The organism is Nocardia yamanashiensis (assembly GCF_021183565.1).
Taxonomy (GTDB): Bacteria; Actinomycetota; Actinomycetes; order Mycobacteriales; family Mycobacteriaceae; genus Nocardia; species Nocardia yamanashiensis.
In genome coordinates this window covers 5,809,721-5,836,086 of sequence record NZ_CP089226.1, presented here as the reverse complement: position 1 = coordinate 5,836,086, position 26,366 = coordinate 5,809,721, and the positions used below count along the sequence as shown (strand labels likewise).

Sequence of the window (26,366 nt, the reverse complement as noted above, 5' to 3'; positions counted from 1 at the left end):
GGCCGGGGGAGCGACCCCCACCGAACAGATCAGGTCGGCGAGAACGTTCTCGCCGACCTGATCTGTTTCACCCGCCCCGCGGCGTTTACCGGCGAGCCGGCGTTCCGATGATCATGCTGCCCACATTGCATTCCTCGAGTTCGTCCACCCCGGTGGCCTCGGTGAAGGCAGCGGTGTCGCTGAAGCCCTGGGCTACCGCGCCCAGGCCCATGGCGGTGGCGGCGAGATAGACGGTCTGCATGAGGACGCCGACATGCTTGAGGATATTGGCGTAGGCGACCTGCTCGTAGCCCCACATCACGCGTCCGGCGCGGGCCGAGACCAGCAGCGCCAGTTGGGGTTCGGCGGCCTCGGCGAGAGTGGCCGACGTCGTCTTCAGCAGGCGCTGCACGGCGGGGGAGTCCGCGGGAGCGACCGGGTACAGGGTGTGATCGAACGAGTTGTAGTGGTACATACCGGGTTCCAGGCCGGCCACATGCCGGACCACCGGGTAGAGCTCGAGTTCGTGGACGCTGCCGCCGGACGGGTAGGGGCGCGAAGGGCGCTCCTGACCGTCCGGGGTGGTCTCGACCGAACGGGTGCGGGCGGTGCGGTAGAGCAGTTCCGCCAGCTGGGCCAGGGTGATCGGGGCGGCATCGTCGAAGGCGCGGACCGATTTTCGATCATGGAGCACCGTGGTGAAACTCGGATCGGCGATGCGCAGGCGCTCGAGATCGGGGGTAGGCAGCGCGATGGGCGCGCCGTCGAATTCGGGGCGGCGAGCAGGCAGCGCCGGGAACGCGGCGGCCTCGGCCCACGCGGTCGGGCCGAAATGATCCCAGGTGACGACCCGCGACCCGAGCGTGCTGCGCCGATGGAACCACAGATCGGGCGCGCTCCAGCTGCGGGTGGTGAAGGTCTGGGCCTCGGTGGCCGGATCGGCGGTGAATCCGCCCCAGCGCAGATCGCCGGCGAAACGCGCCGAGACCGCTTCCGGCAGGCCGAGTTCGGTGGCCTTCGCGCCCGCGGCCAATGCCAGCAGGCGCGGATCGTGGATGCGCATATCACACCAGGAAGTCGGGTGCTCCAGCACGATTCCGTCCGAATCCCGGTGGATCACCGCGAATTTCGACAGGGTCGCCCTGCCGTCGGCCTCGCGCACGGCGCCGGCGGGCGGCGCGGCGAACGGCTGCACCGTATACAGCTCGTTCTCGCCGTCGAGCACCGTCAAGGCCAGCCACCCCTGCTCGGCCAATTGTTCGAGCAGGGCGGCGGTTTCGGCGGTCGGTCCCGCGTCACCGGTCAGTTCGGCGGCGGTCCCGGGCCCGCGGTTGAGCGACTTCAACGCCTGCCCCTGCGCCTTGCTCAACCCGGTGAGCTTCTGCTTGTGCGGCGGATTCAGCAGAATCGCGCCGCCGGGCACGGTGAGGCAGGTGACGCCCGCGCGCAGGGCATAGCGGGTGGTGAGAGTCGGCAACCGCGGATCCTTCGAACGACGTGGCGAGCAGGCTTACTTCGCGGCGTTGGCGAGCGCCGGTTCCAGCTTGTCCAGCAGATAGGGCAGCGCCAGCGGGGTCGGCTGATTGATGGCGCTGATCTCCTGGACGGTCAGGAACACGATGGCGTTCTTCTTCACCGCGGGCAGATCGTTGTAACCGGGTAGCCCCCGGTACTTCTCGTCCATGCCCGGCGAGTAACCCGCCAGCAGCAGATCCGAGTTCAGTTCGTCCAGCCGCTCCGGCGACAGCGCCAGTCGTCCGCCGTTGCCGCCCTGTTCGACCAGCTTCGGCGGAATCACCATGCCCAGCTGGGTGAACAGCTGGCTGGACCCGTCCTTGGGATCGGTGAGCACCATCAGCTGTGACGGCCCGGCCAGCCAGCTGCTGACGAACGTCTTGCCCTTCAAACCCGGATTACGTTGCGCGATACCGTCGATGCGCGAGTTCAGGTCGCTGATCACCTTCTCGGCGTCGGCGTCCTTGTGCAGGATCTTGCCGAGCGCCCGCAGCTGATCCGGCCACGGCGTCACCGCCGCTTTGGTCAGTCCGGGCACGGTCGGCGCCACCTTGGACAGATCGCCGTAGGTCTTGGCGTCGGCGATGAACGAATCCGCCAGGATCAGATCGGGATTCAACGCCGCGATCTGCTCGGGCAGCGAGCCGGTGGTCTGCAGCGCCTTCGCCGATTCCAGCGATTTCGGCTCCCACGGCGGGGCGCCCTTGCTGAGCACGGCGATATTGTCCACGTAGCCGACCGGGGTCACCCCCAGCGCCTGCACGGTGTCGAGCCACTGGTTGCCCAGCGCGACAATCCGTTTCGGGGTGCCGGTGACGGTGGTCTCGCCCTGCGCGTGGGTGATGGTGACCGGTGCGCCGTTGTCGGCGGGTTCCTCGTCGCCGCCGCTGCCGCACGCGGTCAGGCCGAGCGCGAGCGCGCTCGCGAGCACCGCCACACCCGCGCGCAGAACGTGCGATCGCCGGCCTGCCGTCGCGGCGCCGCCGCGGGCCTTCGGGAACTTCAGGCGCGCCGATTTCATCGTCGACTTCTCCTTATTTCTGCCGTCGCCCGGCGAAAACACCCGAGCAGTAGGTGAGCCTAGCCTAAGATGCGAGCTGGTTGCCGGAAGCCGTTGCCGGTTCGATCCCCGGTGGGCCTGCCTATCGTGTTCTTCGTGGTTTAAGTTAGGCTTGCATAAGTTGTGTAGTTCGAGGTGAGAGCAATGGAGCGTGCGGTGCCCGAGAGTTTGTCCGCGGTGGAACGTCACCGGCTCGTGGACGAATGGGCCAATGGCGTCGAACTGTACGACGTGCCGTCGGTTTCCAGCCTGATCGAATGCGGTCGCCGTGTCCCCGCGCTGCGGACCGCGGTGCGCTGCGGCGGGCACATCCTCACCTACGCCGAACTCTACGAACGCCTCGACGGCGGCGTCACCGGCACCGCCGGACCCACCCTCGACGATCTGGCCCGATTGCTCTGCGAAGTCGCCGCGGCCGCCGCCACCGGTGCGATGCTCGCCGAACTCGGCCCCGACGGCACCGGCCTGAAACCGGTCGCCATCTCCGCCGCCGCCGACGACCGCCGCGCGGTGGCCGCCGATCTGCGCGCCTGCCGCCTGGACCGCGCCTTCGGTTCCGCCGACGTGCGGGTGCTGGCCACCGACTGGAACACCTCCGACGCGGCCGTCGAACTCCTCGCCGCCCTCGCCGACGGCGCCACCCTGGTGCTCACCACCGCCGCCCAGCGCGCCGACGCCACCGCGCTGGCCGTCCTGCTCGCGGGCTGCGCCGCCACCCACGTGGTCGCCGACGCCGCCACCCTGGCCCGTTTCGCGCACGTGCCGGCCCCGGAACTGCCGACGGTGCGCCGCTGGGATGTGCTCGGAACCGAGTGCCCGGCAATGCTGTCCGGCCTGCTGCGCGCCATCGCACCCGGCTCCTGCGCCGGATTCGCCTACACCGCGATCGAATACGCGGGCGTGGCGGCGCGCGGTCCGCTCGACGGCTCCGGCCGCCTGCGGCCCATCCCGGGCGCGCGGCTGCTGGTGCTGGACGAGGCGATGCGCCCGGTCGCGCCGGGCGGCAGCGGCGAGGTGTATCTGGGCGGTGCGGCGCTGGCGCTGGAGACCGATGCCGAGGTGCCCGGCTTCTTCGATGATCCGTTCGTGCCGGGCGGCCGGTTGGTTCGTACCGGTGCGCGCGGTGGTTGGACCGCGGACGGCTGGCTGGTGTTCGATACCGTGCCCGCTGTCATCGCCGATGACGAAATCGATTACGCCGCCTGACAAACCGGTCGTTCTGGGGTAACGGATTGTTGTCTGGTTCCCGAATGCCGCGCTAGCGACGGCCGAACTTTCTACGGATAAACCACCGAACACCACCGATCCGTGGTGAGGATGAGATCTCCGGCGATATCGTGGAACTCACCTAATGGCCGTAGAGCGCGACGTTGCGCCGACCGGCGCGACGATCACCGGCGTTCATCCCCTGCAGCGCCATCGAAACCCCCCGCGCGATTCCGGCCTGCCCGGGTACTCATCCCGGCCTGCCGACCCGGGGCAGTGCACTGCGGCACATTCGTTTTCGATCTCTCCCGCCGATCACGGCCGCCCCGTCGATGCCATTCCGGCATCGGCACCGTGTTCCGGAAAGGAGAGGCCATGAGCGCGCAATTCCCGGCGCCCGGCCCGGCGTCTGCCCCCTACGAGTTCCCATCCGCCGATCGCGGCAAACTACGCATCGCGATGGTGGTGCCACCGTATTTCGACATCCCGCCCAAGGCATACGGCGGCGTCGAATCGGTGGTGGCCGATCTGGTGGACGCGCTGGTCGAGCGCGGCCACGAGGTCACCCTGCTGGGCGCCGGCGAGAACGGAACCAAGGGCCGCTTCCTGTCGCTGTGGGATCGCGCGCAATCGGAACGGCTCGGCGATCCCTTCCCGGAAGTGGTGCACGCCTTGAAGGTCCGGCGCGCGCTGGAACGCCTCGCGGTCGGCGGCGGCCTGGACCTGGTGCACGATCACACCTTCGCCGGACCGCTCAATATGCCGACGTACCGCGATCTGGGGCTGCCCACCGTGGTGACCGTGCACGGCCCGGTGTACGGCGACCCGTACACCTACTACCGCGAACTCGGCGAGGAAGCGCACCTGGTGGCCATCAGCGACCGGCAGCGCGCCCTGGCCCCCGACCTGAATTGGGCCGGGCGCGTGCACAATGCGATCCGGGTGCAGGACTGGCCGTTCGTCACCGAGAAGCGGGACTACGCGCTGTTCCTGGGCCGCTTCACCGCCGACAAGGCCCCGCACCTGGCCCTGGAGGCCGCGCACGCCGCCGGCCTGCCGCTCATCCTGGCCGGAAAGTGCGCCGAGCCACCGGAACTCGACTACTTCCACGCCCAGGTCGAACACCTGCTCACCCCGCAGGACACCATGTTCGGCATGGCCGACGCGCGCGCCAAACGCGAACTCCTCGCGCACGCCCGCTGCCTGCTCTTCCCCATCCGCTGGGAGGAACCCTTCGGCATGGTCATGATCGAGGCGATGGTCTGCGGCACCCCCGTCGTCGCCCTGCGCGGCGGCGCGGTCGCCGAAGTCGTGGTCGACGGCGTCACCGGCCGCATCTGCGACGATCCCGCCGAAATCCCCGCCGCCATCAAGGAAGTCGCCGGCTACGACCCGCAGGTCATGCGCGACCACGTCACCGCCAAGTTCGGCAGCGACACCCTCGGCCGCGGCTACGAGGACATCTACCGCGCGGTCGTCCGCGACCACAAACCCCGCCGCCCCGGCCGCGTCACCATCCACACCTGGTCGACCGCGCCCTCGCACCAATCCATTCCGCAATCCGGGCGGGCCGCCGGCACCGGCCCGGGCCGCGGCGGCGCCGTACCGTCCGGCCGCACGCCCGGCTCGGCCGGTTCCGGCAGAAGCGCCACGACGGGTCGTCCCGGCCTCACCGGTCGCGGCACGCGCGGGAAGCTCGATCGTGGTCCGGGACCCGCACCGGGCGGACCGGGCACGCCGGGCCCGGCTACGGGGGCGGTGGCCGGATTGCCGGTAGATTCGGCGCTGCCGGTCCCGGGCGAGCTCGGGGCACGGCCGTCGAATCCGATTCCCACACCGGGCAATTCGCCCCTCGGGCCGCTCCCGCCCGAGGTCGTCGCCGAGCTGGTCGCCGATCCACCCCTCTTGACCGGCGGCGGCTTCGTCACGGGCCGTAGAACGGTTCCGGAAACGATCAGCCATGCAACAGGTTCCGCGTCCGGAGCCGAGCCCGGCGCAGTGCCGGATCCGGGTGCTTTGGAGGAAGGTTCCGTATGAACGGAGAGGCTCCGGCCGCGCTGAACACCGGTGAGCCCTCGACCCTGGGTGGGGCCGGCGGTGCGGTGACATTGGTGGAGGGCAGCACGTTCTGCCTGTCGGACCGGCTCGGCGATGTCGAGCCGGGCACCCCGTACGGTCTGTTCTACCGGGACGCCCGCGTGCTGTCCCGGTGGGAACTGCGATTGGACGGGCAGCGGCCGGAGCCGCTGTCGGTATTGAGTCCGGAGGCGTTCACCGCCCGGTTCATATTGCGCCGGCCTCCCCGGGCCGGCGCCGCTGACAGCACAGTATTGATAGTCCGGGAACGGCTCGTGGCCGATGGCCTGCGCGAGACCATCACCGTGGAGAACCTGGGCCGCGAGACCACCGCCCTGGACCTGACCCTGCACATCGACGCCGATTTCGTGGATCTGTTCGCGGTCAAGGAGGGCCGCGGCGGCAATGCCCGCGCCGAGGTCCTGGTCGCGGATGTGGAATTACTGCTCAACGACCGTTCCGACCGCTCGCGCGGGCTGGCGGTGTCGTCCTCGGAAACGCCGGTGGTGCTGCCGGGTTCGCTGTCCTGGCGGGCGGTGGTCCCGGCGGGCGGGCGCTGGCAGACCGAGATCGTGGCCCAGCCGACCATGGGCAATCAGCCCATTCATTCGCCGCTGCGGCCCGGCGAGCACTACGAGACCAGCGAACCCAGCCGCAAGATCGCCGCCTGGCGCGATACTGCCGCCAACATCACCGCCGCGGACCCGCAACTGGCCTGGATCCTGCGGCGCACCGAAAGTGATTTGGGCGCCTTGCAGATTCACGACGACGCGCGCGGCGGCCGGCCGTTCGTGGCGGCGGGCGCGCCCTGGTTCATGACCCTGTTCGGCCGCGATTCCCTGCTCACCGCCTGGATGGCGCTGCCCCTGGATGTCGGCCTGGCCGTGGGCACGCTGCAGCAGCTGGCCGAGATGCAGGGCCAGCGCGTCGATCCCATGACCGAGGAGGAACCCGGCCGCATCATGCACGAGATGCGGCGCGGCCCGGCCAGCGGCGCGGTGCTGGGCGGTGAGACCTATTACGGAACCGTCGACGCCACACCGCTTTTCGTCATGCTGCTGGCGCAGGCCCGGGCGTGGGGCGCCGATGTCGAGGCGGTGCGGGCGCTGCTGCCCGCCGCCGATGCCGCGCTGGCCTGGATGGCCGACTTCGGCGATCGCGACGGCGACGGTTTCGTCGAATACCGCCGCGCCACCGATCGCGGCCTGATCAATCAGGGCTGGAAGGACAGTTTCGACGGCATCAACGATGCGGCGGGCCATCTGCCGGAACCGCCGATCGCCCTGTGCGAGGTGCAGGGCTACGTGTACGCCGCGCTGTGCGCCCGCGCCGATCTGGCCGAGGAATTCGGCGATGGCACCACCGCCGGGCACCTGCGCGATCGCGCCGCCGAACTCCGCACCAAATTCGCCGAAGCCTTCTGGCTGCCCGAAAAGGGCTGGTTCGCGGTCGGTTTGGATCGGGACAAACGCCGGCTCGACGCGCTGACCAGCAATATCGGGCACTGCCTGTGGTCGGGCATCATCACCGACGAGCACGCCGCGCTGGTCATCGGCAAACTCGCGAGTTCCGATATGGACACCGGATTCGGTTTGCGCACACTGGCTTCCAATATGGGCGCCTACAACCCGATGAGCTACCACAACGGCTCGGTCTGGCCGCACGACACCGCGATCACCGTCGCCGGCCTGCTGCGCTACCGGCACCTGCCCGGCGCCGTCGAACTCGCCACCCGCCTGGCCGAGGGCCTGCTGGACGCGGCCGGGGCGTTCGGCGGGCGGCTCCCGGAGCTGTTCTGCGGCTTCCCGCGCGCCAAATTCGCCGCCCCCGTGCCCTATCCGACCTCCTGCTCCCCGCAGGCCTGGGCCAGCGCCGCCCCGCTGCTGCTGGTCCGGTCCTTCCTCGGCCTGGATCCCGATGTCCCGCACCGCACCCTCACGGTGCTGCCGCATCTGCCCGCGCGCTGGGGCCGGGTGGAACTCACCGATCTGCGCCTGGGCGGCACCGTGGTCGACCTGGCCGTGGAAGGCGACCGCGTCACCGCCACCAACCTGCCCGACGACTGGCGGCTGGTCACGCACTGAGCCCGGCCGCGTCGCCGGTTGTCGTACCCGCCTGGGAACATCGGGAACATGACGGCAACCGGCGATGACGTTCGCGCTGCGGCACTTTCACTGCCCGAGACCAAGGAACTCTTCGAGTGGCAGATGCCGACCTTCCGGGTGTCCGGGAAGCTGTTCCTGACCCTGCCGGAGCAGGAGACCTCGATGGCCGTGCGCTGCCCCATGGCCGACCGCGACGAACTGGTGCAGGCCGAACCGGACAAGTTCTGGATCGCCCCGCACGAGGCCTACAACGCCTGGATCCGGGTTCGCCTGGCCGCCATCGACGACCAGGACGAACTCGAGGCCATCATCGCCGATTCGTGGCGGCAGGCGGCCCCGCGCCAGCTACTCGAGGAGCAGTGACGCTCAGAAGGTGACGCGCTGGTCCTGCGCCAGGAACAGCTTGTCGCCTTCTTTCACCCCGAACGCGCTGTAGAACTCGGGCAGATTGCGCACCGTGATGTTGCAGCGGAACTCGTCGGGGGAGTGGGTGTCGTTGAGCTGGTCGGCGGTCAGCTCCGGGGTCTGCTTGGAGCGCCAGGAGCGGGCATAGCCCAGGAACATGCTCTTGTAGTCCGGATTGTCGTTGCCGGCGCGCTTTTCCGCGGTCCGGTAGGCGGCCAGCGCGATCTGCAGCCCGCGCAGGTCGGCCAGGTTCTCGCCGAGGGTGAGCTTGCCGTTCACCTTGTTCTCGGCCGAGAGCCCGGTGGGCACCAGCCCGTCGTACTGCGCTACCACCTTGGCCGCCTTGGCCTCGAACGCCGCCTTGTCCTCCGGCGTCCACCAATCGCGCAGATTGCCCTCGCCGTCGTATTTGCGGCCCTGATCGTCGAAGCCGTGCCCGATCTCGTGCCCGATGGTGGCCCCGACCGCGCCGAAGTTCACCGCCAGCTGCGCGTCCTTGTCGAAGTACGGCGGCTGCAGATAGGCGGCGGGGAAGACGATTTCGTTATTGCTCGCCGAGTAGTAGGCATTGACGGTCTGCGGGCTCATGCCCCATTCGGTCTTGTCGACCGGGGTGCCGAGCCGGTCCCAATCCTTCTTGTTGCTGAAAGCATTGGCGGCGAGCAGGGATTCGACCAGCTTGCCGCGGGTGACGGTGAGCTTCGAATAGTCGTCCCACTTATCCGGGTAACCGATCTTGACGGTGATCTTGTCCAGTTTGGCGATCGCCGCGTCCCGGGTGGGCTGGGTCATCCAATCCGAATTGCGGAAGTTCTCCCGGTAGGCGGTCATCAGATCGTCCACCATCCGCTTGACCTCGTCCTTCGCCGCGGCCGGGAAGTACTTGTCCACGTACAGCTTTCCGAGCGCCTCGGGCAGGGTGCCGTTGACGATGTCGACGCCGTACTTCCAGCGCTCGGCCCGCTCCTGCTGGCCGCGCATGGTCCGGCCCCAGAATTCGAAGTAGGCGTCGTTGATGGCGATCGGCAGGTACCGGGCGAAGGCGGCCACCAGCTGCAGTTTCATGTAGTCCCGCAGCACCGCCATATCGGTCTCGGCCCACAGCTGCCCGGCCGCGGTGACATACGACGGCTGCCGCACGATCACCTCCGCGAACAGGTCCTTGGACCGGTCCGTGCAGCCCGCCAGCCACGGCTCGAAATCGAAACCCTTGCCGAGCTCGGTCAATTGGGCCCAGCTCATGCGGTTGTAGGTGGCGTCGGTATCGCGCTGGCGCACCTTGTCCCAGAACGCGGCCGCCATCCGCTTCTCCAGATCGAAGACGCGCTGCGCCATCCCGCCCGGATCGGGGAAGCCCGCGCCCTTGGCGATCGCCTCCAGGAAGACCCGGTAGGCCGCCAGCTTCTCGGCGTACTGCGGCTTGCTGTAGTAGTCCTCGTCCAGGCCGATGCCGGTCTGCCCGACCGTCGGAATGTAGGCGGTGGAGTTCTTGCGATCGATGCCCACGCCGATCCCGAGGATCCCGCTGATCGGCAGCGCGCCCATCACCTTCGCCAGCTCGGCCTTGGTCGCGGCCTTGTCGACCTGGTCGAACAGGCCCTGCAGCGGCGTCATGCCGAGCTTCTCGACGGTGTCCCAATCCACTCGCGCGTCGTAGAGATCCCGGATCTTCTGCGCGTCGGTGCCCGGCTTGGGGTCCTTGATACCGTCGATGATCTCGCGCAATTGATTCTGCGTGCGCTCGATGGCCTCGCTGATCGCGCCCACCGACACCTTGTCCGGCGGCAGCTGATATTCCTTCAGCCACTTGCCGTTGACGTAGCGATACAGATCGTCCTGCACCCGCACCGACTCGTCGGACCCGGAAAGATCCGGCCCGGCAAGCGATTTCGTGTCGTCTTTGGTGCAGGCGGCCAGCGCCGCGGCCGCGGGCACCGCACCCAGGGCGATCAGAAACGTGCGGCGGCCAAGGCGCACCGGACCCGACGATGTCACCAGTAACCCTCTCGTTGGCGGACGTGCTCCGCTGCGAGGCTACCGGTGCGACGCCGGGTCCGGGCGGAGAGCGTTACAGGGTGACCCGCTGATCCGGCGGCAGGTACTCCTTGTCGCCCTCCTTGACCCCGTAGGTGTCGTAGAACTCCTTCAGGTTGCGAACCACCTGGTTGCAACGGAATTCGGCGGGGGAGTGGGGATCCTCGGCGATCTGCTGCTCCAGCGCCTGATCGGTCTGCTTGGTCCGCCAGGTGCGGCCCCAGGATTCGAACATGGGCTTGAAATCGGGATCGCCGCTGCCGCCCTTGCGCTTCTCCACGATCCGGTAGGCGGCCAGCGAGATCTCCAGTCCGCGCAGGTCGGCCAGGTTCTCGCCCACGGTGAGTTCACCGTTCACGTGCTGATCCGCGGGTAGGCCCTGCGGCACCAGCGCGTTGTACTGCTCGATGACCTGTTCGGTCTTGGCTTCGAACGCGGCCTTGTCCTCCGGGGTCCACCAATCCTTCAGATTGCCGTCGCCGTCGTACTTGGAGCCCTGATCGTCGAAGCCGTGCCCGATCTCGTGGCCGATGACCGCGCCGCCCGCGCCGTAGTTCACCGCGGCCTCGGCCTCGGGATCGAAGAACGGCGGCTGCAGGAAGGCGGCCGGGAAGACGATCTCGTTGGCGGCCGGGTTGTAGTAGGCGTTCACGGTCTGCGGCGGCATGCCCCATTCCGACTTGTCCACCTTGGTGCCGAGGCGGTCGAACATCCGCTTGGCGTCGAATTCGCCGGAGGCGCGCAGGGATTGGACGAGTTTGCCGCGGGTCACGGTGAGCTTGGAGTAGTCCTCCCACTTGTCCGGGTAACCGATCTTGGCATTGATCTTGTCCAGTTTGACGATGGCGGCCTCCCGGGTGGGCGGGGACATCCAGCTGGAATCGGTGAAGTTCTGCTTGTACGCCGCGCGCAGATCGCCGACCATATCGAGGGCCTGCTGCTTGGCCGACGGCGGAAAGTGCTTGTCCACGTAAAGTTTTCCGAGCGCCTCGCCGACCGTGCCGTTGACGGTGGAGATGGCCGCCTTCCACAGCTCCGGGCGCTCCTTCAGTCCCTGCATCTCCTTGCCGAAGAAATCGAAGTTCGGATCGGCGATCGCCTTGGGCAGATAGCTCGCGAACTCGCGCACCAGCCCGAGCTTCAGATATTCCTTCCAGGCATTGATATCCACCTCGCCCCACAGCTGCGCGGCGCCGGTGATGAACGACGGCTCACCGACATTCAGCTTGTCGAACAGCTCCTTGGGCCGGTCGGTATTGCCGCTCAGCCACGGATCCCAGTCGAATTGCGGTCCCAGCGCGACCAATTCGGCCCAGGTGCGCAGGTTGTAGGTGGCGTCGGTGTCGCGGGTCCGCACATTGTCCCAATGGAATCCGGCGATCCGGGTCTCCAGATCCACCACCCGGTCCGCCATCGCCGTCGGATCCGGGAAGCCCGCGCCGGCCGCGATCTGCTGCATGTATTTCCGGTACGCGGCCAGCTTGTCGGCGTTCTCCGGCTTGCGGTAGTACTGCTCGCCCAGTCCCAGCCCGGCCTGCCCGACCCCTGCCAGATAGGCATTCGAATCCTTGGGATCGCTGCCCACGCCCAGCCCGATCAGCCCGACCCCCGGCAGCGCCCCCATCACATGCGCCAGGTCCGCCTTGCTCCCGGCCTGATCGATCTTGTCGAAGAGATCCCGCAACGGCGTCATGCCGAGCTTCTCGATCTCCTCCTTGTCCATCCGCCCGTCGTACAGATCCCGGATCCGCTGCTCGTCGGTCCCCGGCTTCGGATTGTGAATCCCCTCCACAATCTCCTTCAGCTGCTTCTCGACCCGATCATTGACCTCGTCGAACGTCCCGAAACTCACCTTGTCCCCGGGCAGCTGATACTCCTTCAGCCATTTCCCGTTGACGAACCGATACAAATCGTCCTGCGGCCGGACACTCGGATCCGACCCCGACATATCCGGTCCGATCAACCCCTTCGAAGCATCCGAACTCTTCGAACAGGCAGGCAACACGGCCACCGCCGGCACCACACCCAACGCGACCAGAAACTTGCGGCGATTCAGACCCAGCGGACGCTCGGACGTCAACGCGATCTCCTCTTCCGGATAATCGAACATTGCTCGGACGTAGCTTCGGGCCGACGCTAATCCCTCACCCTGAGGAAGACCTGAACCCTCCAATGCCTCGGCGGGCCGGGCGGCCACCACGCGGGCACGGGGGTGTAAACCCCCGGATCTCCTTCTACGGGGGGTTCAGGAGCTTGCCCCCGATTTCTCCCCGAACAGGGACTTGGCTACACTGGTCCGGTTGCCTGCGGGAGCTATGCCCGCACTTCGGCCGCGAACCCACAGCGGTTCGGTCTTTCCAGATCGATGATAACCGCTGGCAGGCGCGCGTGCGAAGGGCAACTGACCATGCCCGTCGGGTCGGCAATCCGGCGTGCATTTCGTCCAGGTCTAGGAGGAGCTGAAGTGATTCAGCAGGAGTCGCGACTGCGCGTCGCCGACAACACGGGTGCCAAGGAAATCCTTTGCATTCGCGTTCTCGGTGGTTCGTCGCGTCGCTATGCCGGCATCGGTGACATCATCGTCGCCACTGTCAAGGACGCCATCCCCGGTGGCAACGTCAAGAAGGGCGAGGTCGTCAAGGCCGTCGTCGTGCGCACCGTCAAGGAGCGTCGTCGCCCGGACGGCTCGTACATCAAGTTCGATGAGAACGCGGCCGTCATCATCAAGGCGGACAACGATCCGCGCGGCACCCGCATCTTCGGCCCGGTCGGCCGTGAGCTGCGTGAGAAGCGCTTCATGAAGATCGTCTCGCTGGCCCCGGAGGTGCTGTAACCATGAAGGTGCACAAGGGCGACACGGTCATCGTCATCTCGGGCAAGGACAAGGGCGCGAAGGGCAAGGTCATTCAGGCTTTCCCCGCGACCGGCAAGGTCCTCGTCGAGGGCGTGAACCGCATCAAGAAGCACGTCGCGAATTCCGCGAACCAGCGTGGCGCCAGCTCGGGCGGCATCGTCACCCAGGAAGCGCCGATCCAGGCCTCCAACGTGATGGTCGTCGACTCCGATGGCCAGCCGACCCGCGTGGGCTACCGCACCGATGAGAACGGCAAGCGCGTTCGCATCTCCCGTCGCAACGGGAAGGACATCTGAGATGACTTCGACCGAGAACAAGGTGCAGCCGCGCCTGAAGACCCGCTACCGCGAAGAGATCCGCCCGGCGCTGAACGAAGAGTTCAACTTCGCCAACGTCATGCAGATCCCCGGTGTCGTGAAGGTCGTCGTGAACATGGGTGTCGGCGACGCCGCCCGTGACGCGAAGCTGATCAACGGTGCGGTCGCCGACCTCACCCTGATCACCGGCCAGAAGCCCGAGATCCGTAAGGCCACCAAGTCCATCGCGCAGTTCAAGCTGCGTGAGGGCATGCCGATCGGCGCGAAGGTCACCCTGCGCGGCGATCGCATGTGGGAGTTCCTGGATCGTCTGATCTCCATCGCTCTTCCGCGTATCCGCGACTTCCGCGGTCTCTCGCCGAAGCAGTTCGACGGCCACGGCAACTACACCTTCGGTCTCTCCGAGCAGTCCATGTTCCACGAGATCGACGTCGACAAGATCGACCGTCCCCGTGGTATGGACATCACCGTGGTGACCACGGCCACCAACAACGAAGAAGGCCGTGCCCTGCTCAAGCACCTCGGCTTCCCGTTCAAGGAGAACTGATCCATGGCTAAGAAGGCTCTGATCAACAAGGCCAACGCCAAGCCGAAGTTCGCGGTGCGCGCCTACACCCGCTGCCAGCGCTGCGGTCGCCCGCACGCCGTCTACCGCAAGTTCGGCCTGTGCCGCGTCTGCCTGCGCGAGATGGCCCACCGCGGCGAACTCCCGGGCGTCCACAAGTCGTCCTGGTAATACCACCCCGGTAATACCGGACCACTGAGTCCACAAGGGCCCTCCCGAGTCTCTCGGGAGGGCCCTTGTCGTTGCCGCCATTGGAATCTCATTGGTGCGTGATTAGCGGCTCCCGCGATGCTCGATTCCGATTCGGAGTTCGAACGGAAGGCGGAGCAATGCGATATCGCGCGGGAATCCTGGGGATGGCGGCGGTGGCGCTGGCGGCATCGACGATCGCGGTGGCGGGCGGGGCGCAGGCGCGTACGCCCTGGTGCAGTACCTCGCAACTGCGGCTCGATGTGACCTCGGGGGAGGAGCTGGCGTCGAACCTGCGCACGGCGCTGATCACGCTGCGGAACGAATCGTCGGAAACGTGTGCGACCCAGGGGTATCCGGGTGTCGACATGTCCGCCTCCTCCGGCGGCGTCCAGCACATTCCGCGCAATGGAGCCGTCGGTAAACCCATTCAGCTCGCGCCGCACCAATCGGCCACCGCGACATTGACCTACATGTTCGGTGCCACCGACTGGATCGTCGACGAAATCATCGTCACCCCGCCGGACAACACCGTCTCGCTCCGCGCCGTCTGGGATTGGCGTCGTCTCGGCGCCGTCACCTTCGCTCAGCCCGGCGCGGTCGAAATCAGCCCGCTGCGTAGCTGATTCGCCGCCGATGGCCGATACGCTGCCCGATACGCACGCCCATTCGAATTGCTACCGTTCGGCGGATCGGCGGGGATCCGCCGAATTGGTTGCAATGAAAAGGAATTCGATTTGAAGCGCCTCATCACCGTCGCCGCCGCCGGTATCGCCATTTCCGGCTTCGCGGCGGGCACCGCGATGGCCGCCACCGTGGACGGCGGTTCGTACTCCTCGCGCGCCGCCTGTGAAAGCGCCGGGAAGGCCCGGCTGGGCGGCAGCATTCTCGGCTACCGGTGCAGCGCCACCTCCCCGAATTCGGCCACGGGCGACTACAACTACGCGCTCTACCTCGAATCCAAGGACGCGAACCGTCCCTGCCAGACCGGCGGGACCGGCTCGGCCGCGGCCTCTTCCGAACTGTTCTGCCTGTTCCAGAACAAGTAATCCCGAGCTGCCGGCGAGCGCGGGCGAAACCTGGCCGTCCCCTCCAAAGCGCGGCCAGGGCATCGCCGCGCACCGATCCTGTCAATGGCGGGCCGGTGGCGGCAAGAGGCCGGGCTGGCCCAAGCTGGTGGTAGCGTCGGGCACTCTGCCCCCGGCGCGGGGTAGTCGAATTTCCCACTGGCGCAAAGGGTTCGTTGATGCAGGTCGGCACCGAGATCGACGTCGAAATGCCGACGCTCGCCGCGTATGTGAAGCGGCTGCGGTTGCGGCGGGGGTGGACGCAGCGGGAATTGGCGCAGCGGGCCTATCTGGGGCTCGGGACGGTGCAGAAGCTCGAGCAGGGGGACAAGGTCAATGTCGGCGATCGGGCGCTGACCGGGCTCGCCGACGCGGTGTGCGACGACGAGCACGAGCAGGCGCATCTGCGGGCGCTGGCGGGGCGGCCCGATGTGCTCGGTGACGCGGCGTCCGCGGAGGATATGACCACGCTGCTGGACCGGCTCACGTCGATTCCGGCTGCGTGGCTGATGAATTGGCGGGTGGCGGCTTCGAACGAGCGGTATCGCGAAATGCTCCCGGGGCTGGCCGAAGCGAAGACACAGCCGCACTGGATGTTCGGGGATCCGCGCGCCAAAATGGTTCTGCCCGGCTGGCAATTCGAGGCCACCGTCATCGTGGGCCTGCTGCGGCATCACCACGGGGCCGCGCCCGGGCACGAGGGCAGTGCCGGGATCGTGCGCGAATTGGCCGCGCAGTCCAGCGAATTCCGCCGGATCTGGGATTCCGGCGTCGTGTTCGTTCGTAAACCCGACGGCGACCGCCGGATCTGGTCACCGCGCACCGGAACCATGACCGTGGTGCGCGAATCGCTCATACCCGCGGCCTCGGGCTGGCTGGTCCTCGCCTTCCCCGGCGCCTGCTGATCAGTCCGGAAGACCGTCCAGGAATTCGCGAATCAGCGGCGTCACCACTTCGGGATGGGTGAGGTTGCAGATGTGCGCGGCGGTGTCGGCCGAAATCGTCTCGAACCGCGCCGGACCGCCCAAGGCGGCCGCGAGCTCCCGCATCTGCCCTTGACTGAACGCCTGATCGCCGATGCCGCGCAAGAGCAATGCGGGCGCCGAGATCTCGCCGAGCAGTTCGGTGACATCCTCGCGATCGATGAGACACCGCGCCGCCAACGCCAGCCGCCCGCGATCACTCGCCCGCCATTTGTCCACCCACGGCCGCTGATGCCGATCCCGGTCCCCGCCGATCATGACCGCCGCCATCGGCAAAGCGATGTCGTCGATCGGCACTGCCCCGCCGACCCAGCTCTTCACGATGACCCGCTCGTACCCCTCCCGCTCCTGCTCGGTGTACGCCGCCCCGGTAGTGCCGACCAGCACCAGCCCCCGCGTCCGCGCCGGTTGCAGCAACGCCATCCGCAACGCCGTGAACCCGCCCTGCGACAGCCCGCCCAGCACCACCCGCTCCAGCCCGAGCGCATCGGCCACCCGCCACGCATCCCACGCGAGATCCCAATAGGTGAACGGCTTCCCGGCATCCTCGGTCCCCCCGTGCCCGCGCGCATCCACCGCGATCACCCGATACCGATCCGCCAGCGCCTCCAACTGCGGCCCCCACATCTCGGCATCCATGAAGAACCCGTGCCCCAGCAGCAGAGCCGGCCCCTCGGTCCCACTATCCAGGTAATGAACCTTGGTCCCGTCACTGTTCACGTAGGGCACGGCCCAACTCCCTTGCTGATCAATCGAATTCACGCGCTAGGCCAGGCTAGCGGCCACCTCCTGCAATTGCGCCATCCCGATCGGCGCGAATTCCGCCATCCCCGAAGCCGCCATCGCATCCCGATCCTCGACCGACTGGAACACCGACAGCGAACTCACCCGGGTCTTGCCGTCCACCTCCTCGAACGTCACGCTCTCGAGACTCACATGCCCCGGCGCCCCATCGAATTCGAAGGTGTTCACGATCCGGTCCGCACTCACCTCGTGATAAACCCCGCCGAACCCATATTCCCCACCCGCCGGATCGACATGCACGACCCGCCACGACCCACCCGTAACCGCCTCGAACCGCTCCACCTTGCTGGTCAATTCCCGCGGCCCCCACCACCGCACCAGCAAATCCGCTTCCGTATAGGCCCGATACACAGCAGCCTTCGGCGCATCGACAACCGCAACGGTAGTGGCCACGTGACTACCCGGCTCAGCAGTGAAAGTGGTCTCCGGAATGCTCATCATCCTGTCCTCTCGTCCCTGGCCACCCAACTGCGGCCCGCACCAATGAGGACGCCCTCCACACCCCGAACTAATCGGCCACCGGCCTTCGCCTCTTCCGGCTGCACGACCTGATCGGCACCGGCTGCCACCAGCAGTAGCACCTCGAGCAGCGACGCCCAGACTTTGCCGTGCGCGAAGTTCCCCCCTTCACCACCCTGGGGATTTTCGAATCATCGCAGTTCGGGTACGGTGTGCCCGAAGATCGCTGGGATGAAGGGGGCCGGGGTGGCAGGGGATGTGTCGACACTGTCCGTACAGCCCGACGAGGTGCGGGCATTGGGACGGTTGGCCTATGACGTCGCCTGTCAGTGCCGAGACGGCTATGCCTCGCTCGACTCCGACGTCCAGGCCATGCTCGGCCGCTGGGTGGGCAATAACGCGAAGGTTTTCGCCGCAGGCTGGGGTGAGTTCCACGAAGGCGCGGTCCAGGTCTGGGACGCCCTGTTCGAGCTGGCTGCAAGCCTCGGCGTCACGGCCGAAACCGTCCGCGATACCGATCAGGCGTTCGCCGACGGCGTGAACTCGCTGGATCTGCCGACCGGAGATCTCCGATGACAGCGGACGCCACGGCCTTCTCGGTCGATCTGGAAAAACTGGATAACCTCGCCGCCCGCATCGGCAGCCTCGCCGGCTTCATCTCCGATCAACTCGCGGCCATCGACCGAAAAGCCACCGAGGTCGGCGCGACCTGGACCGGCGGCGCGGCCGCCGCCTACGCCGAAGCGCACACCAAATGGCTGGCCGGCGCCACCGATGTCCAAGACGGCCTCGCCGAAGTCCGCACCGCGGTGAAAACGGCCCACGAGGCCTACACCGGCGCCGTCGCCGCCAACCTCCGCATCCTGGGCGTCTGAGCAATGGCGTTGGACGTCGACCCCAAGGGCTACTACCAAGCCGCCACCAACTGCTTCGATGCCGCCGAAGCCCTCCGCGACAGCTTCCTCTACATCTTCCGCGAGCTTTCGGGTTGCGGAGCCATGGCAGGCGTAGACGAAGACGGCAAGGCGTGGGCCACCTCCTACGACACCGCCGCCTACCAAATGGTGTCCTTCTTCGCCGAAGTCCACTCCACCCTCAACGCCTACGGCAGCGCCCTCAACGACCTCGGCTTCAACCACGCCCAAGCCGACTCCGCCTTGCAGGGCACCCCGCAACCCCAACGTCCCGCGGACCGCGGCACCCCCGTCTTCGGCCCCTACTCCGTCCCCGCCTCGGCAGGTGGTACCGGCAAGGGCATCATCGACGAAAGCATCGGCCTGCTGAGCGAAATCGGCGTCCCCGTCCCCGACGGCGACACCGACAAACTGCTGAAAGCCGCCGACGCCTGGGACCGCCTCGGCACCATCTACCAAAACACCAACGCCAAAGACAAAATCACCATCGCCGCCGGCCTTTTCGACAACATGACCGCCCCCGACGCGATCCAAGCCGGCCAAGACCTGAAGTCCCTCGAATCCTCCATTGCCCAACTCCTCAACTCCTGCAAGGACATAGCCAAGTCCTGCACCGACTACCGCGATGCCCTGAAAGAACTCCGAGCCGAGATCAAGGACTTCCTGGCCGACCTGGCCGAACAGCTCGCCATCGACGCCGCGATCACCATCGTCGCCACCGCCGTCAGCTTCGGCGCCGGCGCGATCACCGCCGTGAAAAGCCTTGCCACGCTGAAGAAGTGGGCCGGAAAGGTCAAGGACGCCATCAAGCTGTGGAAGGCCCGAAAGGTCGCCCAGCTGAAGGGGATCGCCGATGAGGCGAAAACAGCGATGTCCGCGGTCCGCCAAAAGGTTCGAGACCTTTTTGAGCGCCTTCGAAAGAATCCCGAAGGGATGCGTAGCGCTCCCAAGGTTTCGCTGCGCACGGAACTCGACAACGCCCAGGCCTGGAAGAACGGCAATCTGCCGACAAAGGGTGGCCCGGTGAACGGCTACCTGGTCAAGCGTGATCCCCAAGGGAACATCACGAACTACTCCTACTATGACGAGAACGGCATCGCGACAAAACGAGTCGACCTGACCGGTGACGCGCACTTCAACAAGACGACGGGCCAAACTGTGTCGACTCCGCACGTAGTGGAGATCCAGCAGTATCGAAACCCCACGACCGGCGAGATCTTCGCGAGAACGGATCGAAACAATGTCCGCCCCGCCCTGCCCGAGGAGATCCCGTGACGAATCCCGATGATCCTGGCACCGCCTTGGCGTCGATCCTCGCTCGCTCCGAGAGCGCCGACGATGGAATTCGTGTGGCCGCGGTGCCCGAGCTCGGCCACCACATCGATCAGCCGATGGCGCGTGCGCGATTGCAGGAGCTCATGACCAGGGACAAGATTGTGACTGTTCGAGTCGATGCCGCCGAACAGCTGGTGCGGTACGGCGGTGAGCAGGGATTGCTCGCGGTGCTGACGGAACTGGGGCGGCGCCATGGTGACCCTGATATCGACTACACCGCTTATATGCTGAACGAGCTCGAAGATTTCGGTGCTTACCCGGTGCTGGAGAAGGCATCGTCGATCGATGAGTCGCAGTTGAACCCCGACGCGCGAACCGGTGTGGAGGATCTCCGCCACCTCATGAATCGATCGTGACCAGCCTCGGCATGAATCGGGGTCTGCCGTGACACGCGATTACACAGATTTCCCAGGGCTGTCCGGGCTGTACCTCCAGGACAGCTATGTAGTGGACATAGTCGAGAAGAAGCCTGGCGAGTTCGAGTTCGTACTTGAGGCGGTGCTTCTGCGGGAGCACCCCGCGTACCGTAGCCCTGTCGCCGGTGAACAGCACTGCTACGCCGATGGCGCGCTGATCTTCACCGAGGTCACCGCCGTCGATTGGTTGCACCGGTCGTCTCGGAGATACAAGGACGCCACCGGCACCGAGGATCTCGGCAATATCGACTCGCTCACGAACTCCGACGGTGTGTATTCGGTGGCGGGGGACTGGGGGAAGGTGCTGATCACGAGTTCGGTGGATCCGAGATTCGAGTTCACGGACAGTCGCGGCTGACGGACTGTGGAGTCGCTCACCCCGATTTGGTGAGCTCAGAGGGCTTGTCTACACTAGACCGGTTGCTTGGGCACACCTATGTCCGCTGGCGTCTGCCCGCGTGACGTGCTCCACGCACGCGCGAATCATCCGGTCGGGCAACCCCGGCTGGACCGCCCCGAATTGTCGTAGGCCCACTGCCGCCGAATGTTTGACGGTGCTGTATGGGAACCGCGGCGAGAAAGGTAACGGTCAAACATGACCATGACTGATCCGATCGCAGACTTCTTGACCCGTCTGCGCAACGCCAACTCGGCGTACCACGATCAGGTGAAGGCTCCGCACTCGAAGATCAAGGTGAACATCGCCGAGATCCTGAAGCGTGAGGGCTACATCTCCGACTACCGCACCGAAGATGCGACCGTCGGCAAGACCCTGATCGTCGACCTCAAGTACGGCCCGTCCCGTGAGCGCTCCCTGCAGGGTGTCCGCCGCGTGTCCAAGCCGGGCCTGCGGGTCTACGCGAAGTCCACCAACCTGCCCAAGGTGCTTGGCGGCCTCGGCGTGGCGATCATCTCCACGTCCTCCGGTCTGCTCACTGACCGTCAGGCCAAGCAGCAGGGTGTAGGCGGGGAAGTCCTCGCCTACGTCTGGTAAGGGAGGTAGGAACAATGTCGCGTATCGGTAAGAAGCCGATCCCGGTTCCCGCCGGCGTCGAGGTGACCATCGACGGCCAGAACGTGACGGTCAAGGGTTCCAAGGGCACCCTGTCCCACGTTGTCGCCGAGCCGATCACCGTCGCCCGCGCGGAGTCCGGTGAGCTCGAGGTCGTTCGTCCGAACGACGAGCGCCAGAACCGCGCTCTGCACGGCCTGACCCGCACTCTGATCGCCAACATGATCGAGGGCGTCACCAAGGGCTACGAGAAGAAGATGGAAATCTTCGGCGTCGGTTACCGCGTGCAGGCCAAGGGCTCGAACCTCGAGTTCGCCCTGGGCTACAGCCACCCGGTCCCGGTCGACGCCCCCGAGGGCATCACTTTCGCGGTGGAGTCCCCGACCAAGTTCTCGGTGTCGGGTATCGACAAGCAGAAGGTCGGCCAGATCGCCGCGGTGATCCACGGCCTGCGTAAGCCCGACCCGTACAAGGGCAAGGGCATCCGCTACGCCGGCGAGGTCGTTCGCCGCAAGGTCGGAAAGACGGGTAAGTAAGCCATGGCACAGACTGAAAACCAGAAGGCCAAGCGCCTGCCGATCGGCAAGGACGCTTCGACCAAGCGTCGTCTGTCCAAGACGCGCCGCCACTTCCGTCTGCGGAAGAAGGTCGTCGGAACCACCGAGCGTCCGCGCCTCGTCGTGAACCGCTCGTCGCGTCACCTGCACGCTCAGCTGATCGACGACTCCGCCGGCAAGACCATTGCCGCCGCGTCGTCCATCGAGGCCGATGTGCGTGCCTTCGAGGGTGACAAGTCCGCCAAGGGCGCCAAGGTCGGCGAGCTGCTCGCCGCCCGCGCCAAGGCTGCCGGTATCGAGGCGGTCGTGTTCGACCGTGGTGGTCACGACTACCACGGCCGCATCGCGGCGCTCGCCGATGCCGCCCGTGAAGGTGGGCTGAAGTTCTGATGATCAACACTGCGAACGAAGGGAACGTCTGATGCCGGGACGTCAGCGGCGCGACGGCGGAAACAACGGTCCCGCCGGACAGAATGGTGGCAATGACCGCGATCAGCGTGGTGGCGGCCGTGGCCGTCGCGACGACAATCGCCGGGACAACGCCGCCGAGAAGAACCAGCTCGAGCGCGTAGTCGCGATCAACCGCGTCTCCAAGGTCGTGAAGGGTGGTCGTCGCTTCAGCTTCACCGCCCTCGTGATCGTCGGTGACGGCAACGGTCTGGTCGGCGTCGGCTACGGCAAGGCCAAGGAAGTTCCCGCGGCCATCCAGAAGGGTGTCGAGGAGGCTCGCAAGGGCTTCTTCCGCGTTCCGATGATCGGCTCCACCATCACCCACCCGGTTCAGGGTGAGGCGGCTGCCGGTGTCGTCATGCTGCGTCCGGCTTCGCCCGGTACCGGTGTGATCGCCGGTGGCGCGGCGCGTGCCGTTCTCGAGTGCGCCGGCATCCACGACATTCTGGCCAAGTCGCTCGGTAGCGACAACGCCATCAACGTCGTGCACGCCACCGTGGCTGCCCTCAAGCAGCTGCAGCGTCCCGAAGAGGTCGCGGCCCGTCGTGGCCTGCCGATCGAGGACGTGGCCCCGGCCGGCATGCTGCGTGCACGCGCGGGACAGGGAGTCTGACATGGCAGATCTGAAAGTTACCCAGGTCAAGTCCAGCATCGGCGCCAAGGCGAACCAGCGGGAATCCCTGCGCACCCTCGGGCTGCGCGGCATCCGCCAGACCGTGGTGCGTGCGGACAACGCGCAGAACCGCGGCCTGATCAACGTCGTGCGCCACCTCGTAGTCGTTGAGGAGGTCTAAAGCATGACCATCAAGTTGCATCACCTGCGTCCTGCCCCGGGCGCCAAGACCGAGAAGACCCGTGTGGGTCGCGGTGAAGGCTCCAAGGGCAAGACCGCGGGCCGCGGTACCAAGGGTACGAAGGCTCGCAAGAACGTCCCGGTCCGCTTCGAGGGCGGTCAGATGCCGATTCACATGCGTCTGCCCAAGCTCAAGGGCTTCACCAACCCGTTCCGCACCGAATACCAGGTCGTGAACGTGGGCGATATCGCCCGGGTGTTCCCCGAGGGCGGCACCGTTGGCAAGGCCGAACTGGTCGCCAAGGGTCTCGTTCGCAAGAACGAGCTCGTGAAGGTGCTCGCGGAGGGCGAAATCGCTGTGGCCGTTCAGGTCTCGGCGGACAAGTTCTCCGGCTCCGCCAAGGAGAAGATCACCGCGGCCGGTGGCACCGCCACCGAACTGGCCTGACGGTAACCTGAATACACGGAGACACCGGGCGAGTCGAGAGCTCGCCCGGTGTCGCTGTTAAAGTTCAAGTGTTGTCTGCCAACACCGTCATGGTTATCGGGCTTTCCCCCGCTTAATCCATGGCCTGACCCATGTCGTTCGCCAGGAGGATCTGTGCTTTCCGCCTTCGTGTCGGCTTTCCGGACCCCGGACTTACGGCGGAAGATTCTCTTCACGCTGGGGCTCATCGCGCTGTACCGGCTCGGTGCCTCCCTGCCGTCCCCGGGCGTGGATTACAAGGCTGTCCAGGACTGCGTCAAGCTGGTCAACGGCGGTGATTCCGCCGGTATCTACCAGCTCATCAATCTTTTCTCCGGCGGTGCGCTGCTGCAGCTTTCGGTGTTCGCGATCGGCATCATGCCGTACATCACCGCGAGCATCATCATCCAGCTGCTGACCGTCGTGATTCCGCGGTTCGAGGAACTGCGCAAGGAAGGCCAGGCGGGTCAGGCCAAAATGACCCAGTACACCCGTTATCTGTCGGTCGCGCTGGCGATCCTGCAGGCGACGGGCCTGGTGGCGCTCGCTGCGCGCGGTCAGCTGCTGCGCGGGTGCCAGAAGGACATCCTGTCCGACAATTCGGTTTTCGGAATGATCATCATCGTGCTGGTCATGACGGCCGGTGCGGCCCTGGTCATGTGGTTCGGTGAGCAGATCACCGAGCGCGGCATCGGCAACGGCATGTCGCTGCTGATCTTCGCCGGCATCGCGGCGCGCATCCCGTCCGAAGGCAAGATGATCTGGGATACCAAGAGCCACCTGACCTTCAGCCTGGTGCTGGTCGCGGCGCTCGCGGTGATCGTGGCGGTCATCTTCGTCGAGCAGGGCCAGCGCCGGATCCCGGTGCAGTACGCCAAGCGCGTGGTCGGCCGCAAGATGTACGGCGGTTCCTCGACCTACCTGCCGCTGAAGGTGAACCAGGCCGGCGTCATCCCGGTGATCTTCGCGTCCTCGCTGCTGTATCTGCCGAACCTGCTGGCGCAGTTGACCCAGAAGAGCACCGGCGATCCCGCCGCGTGGCAGGAGTTCATCTCGAAGTACCTGGTCAATCCGACCAACTGGGTTTATGTCTCGGTCTACTTCGCTTTGATCGTCTTCTTCACCTACTTCTATGTCGCGATCACCTTCAATCCCGAAGAGCGCGCGGACGAGATGAAGAAGTTCGGTGGCTTCATCCCGGGCTATCGCCCCGGTAAGCCGACCGCCGACTACCTGAACTACGTGCTCAGCCGCATCACCCTGCCGGGTTCGCTCTACCTCGGCGCGGTGGCCGTGCTCCCGAACCTGTTCCTCAATATGGGCAATGCGGGTGGCGTGCAGAACCTGCCGTTCGGCGGTACCGCGGTGCTGATCATGGTGAGCGTCGGCCTCGATACGGTGAAGCAGATCGAGAGCCAGTTGATGAACCGAAACTACGAAGGGTTCCTGAAGTGAGAGTTGTTCTGCTCGGACCGCCCGGTGCCGGCAAGGGCACGCAGGCCGTGCTGCTGTCGGAAAAGCTTGGTGTTCCGCACATCTCGACGGGTGACCTGTTTCGGGCGAACATCGGCCAGCAGACTCCGCTCGGCCGCGAGGCCCAGAAGTACATCGACGCCGGTGACCTGGTCCCCAGCGATGTGACCAACCGGATGGTCGAGTCCCGCATCGCCGAGCCCGACGCCACCAACGGCTTCGTGCTCGACGGTTACCCGCGCACCGTCGACCAGGCCGAGGCTCTGGAGAAGATGCTCAAGGAGTCGGGTCACGATCTCGACGCCGTGCTCTGCTTCGTGGTGGACGAGGACGTGGTGGTGGGCCGCATGCTGGCGCGCGGTCGCGCCGACGACACCGAGGAGACCATCCGCAACCGGATGCGCGTCTACCGCGAGGAGACCGAACCGCTGCTCGAGCACTATGACGGCCTGGTCGTCACGGTCGAGGGCGTCGGCGAGATCGACGACGTGAACGCGCGTGCGCTGAAGGCGCTGGGTCGCTGAATGGTCTTCGGCCGCAAGCAGAAAAAGGTGGTGCCTTTCCGCACCTCCGGTGAACTGGACGCCATGGCGGCGGCCGGTGCCGTGGTCGGGCGTGCGCTGGTGGCGGTTCGTGCCGCCGCCAAGCCCGGCGTTTCCACCCTGGAGCTGGACGAGGTCGCCGAATCGGTCATCCGCGAGGCCGGGGCCATCCCGTCCTTCCTGGGCTACCACGGTTTCCCCGGCTCCATCTGCTCGTCGGTGAACGATCGTGTCGTCCACGGCATCCCGTCCAAGGACGACATCCTCGCCGAGGGCGACCTGGTGTCGATCGACTGCGGTGCGATTCTCGAAGGCTGGCACGGTGATTCCGCCTGGACCTTCGGCGTCGGCACCATCATCGAAGCCGATCGCCTGCTGTCGGAGGCCACCCGTTTGTCGATGGAGGCCGGCATCGCCGCCATGCTCCCCGGCAATCGCCTCACCGACGTCTCGCACGCCATCGAGCTGGGCACCCGCGCCGCCGAGGCCGAGCACGGCCGCGCCTACGGCATCGTCGACGGCTACGGCGGGCACGCCATCGGCCGTGAGATGCACATGGATCCGTTCCTCCCCAACGAGGGCAAGCCCGGCAAGGGCCCGCAGCTCGTGGTCGGTTCGGTGCTGGCCATCGAGCCGATGCTGACCCTCGGCACCACGGAAACCGAAACCCTGGAAGACGATTGGACCGTCGTCACCATCGACGGTTCCCGCGCCGCCCACTGGGAGCACACGGTCGCCGTCACCGAGGACGGCCCCCGCATCCTGACCCTCCGCCCGGAGTAGCCGCTTT

Annotated in this window: 30 protein-coding genes and 1 pseudogene; 25 read left to right on the top strand and 6 right to left on the bottom strand. The window is 66.5% G+C overall.

What is annotated here, in order from left to right:
* Positions 1 to 85 precede the first annotated feature (85 nt).
* Together LTV02_RS27240 and LTV02_RS27235 are read right to left on the bottom strand one after the other, a co-directional pair.
* A complete protein-coding gene (locus LTV02_RS27240; RefSeq protein WP_233034683.1) occupies positions 86 to 1,456 on the bottom strand; it encodes a SagB family peptide dehydrogenase in 1,371 nt (456 codons plus the stop codon).
* A gap of 33 nt (positions 1,457 to 1,489) precedes the next feature.
* Positions 1,490 to 2,515: an ABC transporter substrate-binding protein gene (locus LTV02_RS27235; protein ID WP_233034682.1), complete on the bottom strand. Its 1,026-nt coding sequence runs from the start codon at positions 2,513 to 2,515 to the stop codon at positions 1,490 to 1,492.
* 183 nt (positions 2,516 to 2,698) lie between these two features.
* Here LTV02_RS27235 and LTV02_RS27230 point away from each other — a divergent pair, with 183 nt between their 5' ends.
* The 4 genes and pseudogenes from LTV02_RS27230 to LTV02_RS27215 all read left to right on the top strand — a co-directional run bounded on the left by LTV02_RS27230 (position 2,699) and on the right by LTV02_RS27215 (position 8,304).
* Positions 2,699 to 3,760, top strand: a complete 1,062-nt coding sequence (locus LTV02_RS27230) for an AMP-binding protein (protein WP_233034681.1) — start codon at positions 2,699 to 2,701, stop codon at positions 3,758 to 3,760.
* Positions 3,761 to 4,219: 459 nt separating this feature from the next.
* Positions 4,220 to 5,272, top strand: a pseudogene (locus tag LTV02_RS27225) (glycosyltransferase family 4 protein); the annotation flags it as partial.
* Between the two features lie 521 nt (positions 5,273 to 5,793).
* Entirely contained in the window at positions 5,794 to 7,920 is a 2,127-nt protein-coding gene (locus LTV02_RS27220; protein WP_233034680.1) for an amylo-alpha-1,6-glucosidase, read from the top strand.
* A gap of 48 nt (positions 7,921 to 7,968) precedes the next feature.
* The gene (locus tag LTV02_RS27215) at positions 7,969 to 8,304 is read left to right on the top strand and encodes an MmcQ/YjbR family DNA-binding protein (protein ID WP_067712081.1); all 336 of its coding nucleotides are present in this window, start codon (positions 7,969 to 7,971) and stop codon (positions 8,302 to 8,304) included.
* A 3-nt stretch (positions 8,305 to 8,307) separates the two neighbouring features.
* Here the strand turns inward: LTV02_RS27215 and LTV02_RS27210 are convergent, their stop codons facing one another.
* Both LTV02_RS27210 and LTV02_RS27205 read right to left on the bottom strand, forming a co-directional pair.
* Positions 8,308 to 10,341: a M13 family metallopeptidase gene (locus LTV02_RS27210; protein ID WP_233034679.1), complete on the bottom strand. Its 2,034-nt coding sequence runs from the start codon at positions 10,339 to 10,341 to the stop codon at positions 8,308 to 8,310.
* Between the two features lie 73 nt (positions 10,342 to 10,414).
* Entirely contained in the window at positions 10,415 to 12,490 is a 2,076-nt protein-coding gene (locus LTV02_RS27205; RefSeq protein ID WP_233034678.1) for a M13 family metallopeptidase, read from the bottom strand.
* A gap of 354 nt (positions 12,491 to 12,844) precedes the next feature.
* Between LTV02_RS27205 and rplN the strand changes: the two genes are divergently transcribed.
* From rplN to LTV02_RS27170, 7 genes are all read left to right on the top strand, one after another.
* Positions 12,845 to 13,213 (top strand): 50S ribosomal protein L14, encoded by a 369-nt coding sequence (rplN, locus tag LTV02_RS27200; protein ID WP_067712078.1) that lies wholly within the window; start codon positions 12,845 to 12,847, stop codon positions 13,211 to 13,213.
* 2 nt (positions 13,214 to 13,215) lie between these two features.
* Complete coding sequence (gene rplX / locus LTV02_RS27195) at positions 13,216 to 13,530, top strand: 50S ribosomal protein L24 (RefSeq protein ID WP_067543788.1); 315 nt, start codon at positions 13,216 to 13,218, stop codon at positions 13,528 to 13,530.
* 1 nt (position 13,531) lies between these two features.
* Positions 13,532 to 14,098: a 50S ribosomal protein L5 gene (gene rplE, locus LTV02_RS27190; protein ID WP_067712077.1), complete on the top strand. Its 567-nt coding sequence runs from the start codon at positions 13,532 to 13,534 to the stop codon at positions 14,096 to 14,098.
* 3 nt (positions 14,099 to 14,101) lie between these two features.
* Positions 14,102 to 14,287, top strand: a complete 186-nt coding sequence (locus LTV02_RS27185; protein ID WP_029923637.1) for a type Z 30S ribosomal protein S14 — start codon at positions 14,102 to 14,104, stop codon at positions 14,285 to 14,287.
* Positions 14,288 to 14,445: 158 nt separating this feature from the next.
* Positions 14,446 to 14,931, top strand: coding sequence for a DUF4232 domain-containing protein (locus tag LTV02_RS27180; protein WP_233034677.1), 486 nt, complete (start codon positions 14,446 to 14,448; stop codon positions 14,929 to 14,931).
* 111 nt (positions 14,932 to 15,042) lie between these two features.
* Positions 15,043 to 15,354: a hypothetical protein gene (locus tag LTV02_RS27175; RefSeq protein ID WP_157762215.1), complete on the top strand. Its 312-nt coding sequence runs from the start codon at positions 15,043 to 15,045 to the stop codon at positions 15,352 to 15,354.
* Between the two features lie 197 nt (positions 15,355 to 15,551).
* The gene (locus LTV02_RS27170) at positions 15,552 to 16,277 is read left to right on the top strand and encodes a helix-turn-helix domain-containing protein (RefSeq protein ID WP_233034676.1); all 726 of its coding nucleotides are present in this window, start codon (positions 15,552 to 15,554) and stop codon (positions 16,275 to 16,277) included.
* Here the strand turns inward: LTV02_RS27170 and LTV02_RS27165 are convergent, their stop codons facing one another.
* Entirely contained in the window at positions 16,278 to 17,084 is an 807-nt protein-coding gene (locus tag LTV02_RS27165; protein WP_233034675.1) for an alpha/beta fold hydrolase, read from the bottom strand.
* A 36-nt stretch (positions 17,085 to 17,120) separates the two neighbouring features.
* Positions 17,121 to 17,597 carry an SRPBCC family protein gene (locus tag LTV02_RS27160; RefSeq protein WP_233034674.1) on the bottom strand — a complete coding sequence of 159 codons (477 nt, stop codon included), beginning with the start codon at positions 17,595 to 17,597 and terminating at the stop codon, positions 17,121 to 17,123.
* Between the two features lie 267 nt (positions 17,598 to 17,864).
* Here LTV02_RS27160 and LTV02_RS27155 point away from each other — a divergent pair, with 267 nt between their 5' ends.
* The 14 genes from LTV02_RS27155 to map all read left to right on the top strand — a co-directional run bounded on the left by LTV02_RS27155 (position 17,865) and on the right by map (position 26,359).
* Positions 17,865 to 18,194, top strand: a complete 330-nt coding sequence (locus tag LTV02_RS27155; RefSeq protein WP_233034673.1) for a WXG100 family type VII secretion target — start codon at positions 17,865 to 17,867, stop codon at positions 18,192 to 18,194.
* A complete protein-coding gene (locus LTV02_RS27150) occupies positions 18,191 to 18,493 on the top strand; it encodes a WXG100 family type VII secretion target (RefSeq protein WP_067712051.1) in 303 nt (100 codons plus the stop codon). The genes LTV02_RS27155 and LTV02_RS27150 overlap by 4 nt, the downstream gene beginning before the upstream one ends.
* A gap of 9 nt (positions 18,494 to 18,502) precedes the next feature.
* Entirely contained in the window at positions 18,503 to 19,807 is a 1,305-nt protein-coding gene (locus LTV02_RS27145) for a polymorphic toxin type 24 domain-containing protein (protein WP_233034672.1), read from the top strand.
* Positions 19,804 to 20,223, top strand: coding sequence for a hypothetical protein (locus LTV02_RS27140; protein ID WP_233034671.1), 420 nt, complete (start codon positions 19,804 to 19,806; stop codon positions 20,221 to 20,223). Before LTV02_RS27145 ends, LTV02_RS27140 begins: the two co-directional genes overlap by 4 nt.
* 28 nt (positions 20,224 to 20,251) lie before the next feature.
* A complete protein-coding gene (locus LTV02_RS27135) occupies positions 20,252 to 20,641 on the top strand; it encodes a hypothetical protein (protein WP_233034670.1) in 390 nt (129 codons plus the stop codon).
* Positions 20,642 to 20,878: 237 nt separating this feature from the next.
* Positions 20,879 to 21,277, top strand: coding sequence for a 30S ribosomal protein S8 (gene rpsH, locus LTV02_RS27130; RefSeq protein ID WP_233034669.1), 399 nt, complete (start codon positions 20,879 to 20,881; stop codon positions 21,275 to 21,277).
* A 14-nt stretch (positions 21,278 to 21,291) separates the two neighbouring features.
* Entirely contained in the window at positions 21,292 to 21,831 is a 540-nt protein-coding gene (gene rplF, locus LTV02_RS27125) for a 50S ribosomal protein L6 (protein ID WP_067712042.1), read from the top strand.
* A 3-nt stretch (positions 21,832 to 21,834) separates the two neighbouring features.
* A complete protein-coding gene (rplR, locus tag LTV02_RS27120; protein ID WP_067712040.1) occupies positions 21,835 to 22,242 on the top strand; it encodes a 50S ribosomal protein L18 in 408 nt (135 codons plus the stop codon).
* A 31-nt stretch (positions 22,243 to 22,273) separates the two neighbouring features.
* Positions 22,274 to 22,915, top strand: coding sequence for a 30S ribosomal protein S5 (rpsE, locus tag LTV02_RS27115; RefSeq protein WP_233034668.1), 642 nt, complete (start codon positions 22,274 to 22,276; stop codon positions 22,913 to 22,915).
* A gap of 1 nt (position 22,916) precedes the next feature.
* Positions 22,917 to 23,096: a 50S ribosomal protein L30 gene (gene rpmD / locus LTV02_RS27110; protein WP_067712035.1), complete on the top strand. Its 180-nt coding sequence runs from the start codon at positions 22,917 to 22,919 to the stop codon at positions 23,094 to 23,096.
* A gap of 3 nt (positions 23,097 to 23,099) precedes the next feature.
* Positions 23,100 to 23,543 carry a 50S ribosomal protein L15 gene (rplO, locus tag LTV02_RS27105; RefSeq protein ID WP_067712033.1) on the top strand — a complete coding sequence of 148 codons (444 nt, stop codon included), beginning with the start codon at positions 23,100 to 23,102 and terminating at the stop codon, positions 23,541 to 23,543.
* Positions 23,544 to 23,696: 153 nt separating this feature from the next.
* On the top strand, positions 23,697 to 25,016 hold the full coding sequence (gene secY / locus LTV02_RS27100; protein WP_067712030.1) for a preprotein translocase subunit SecY: 1,320 nt from the start codon (positions 23,697 to 23,699) through the stop codon (positions 25,014 to 25,016).
* Entirely contained in the window at positions 25,013 to 25,558 is a 546-nt protein-coding gene (locus LTV02_RS27095) for an adenylate kinase (protein ID WP_067712028.1), read from the top strand. The genes secY and LTV02_RS27095 overlap by 4 nt, the downstream gene beginning before the upstream one ends.
* Positions 25,559 to 26,359: a type I methionyl aminopeptidase gene (gene map / locus LTV02_RS27090; protein WP_067712025.1), complete on the top strand. Its 801-nt coding sequence runs from the start codon at positions 25,559 to 25,561 to the stop codon at positions 26,357 to 26,359.
* The last annotated feature ends 7 nt before the right edge of the window (positions 26,360 to 26,366 follow it).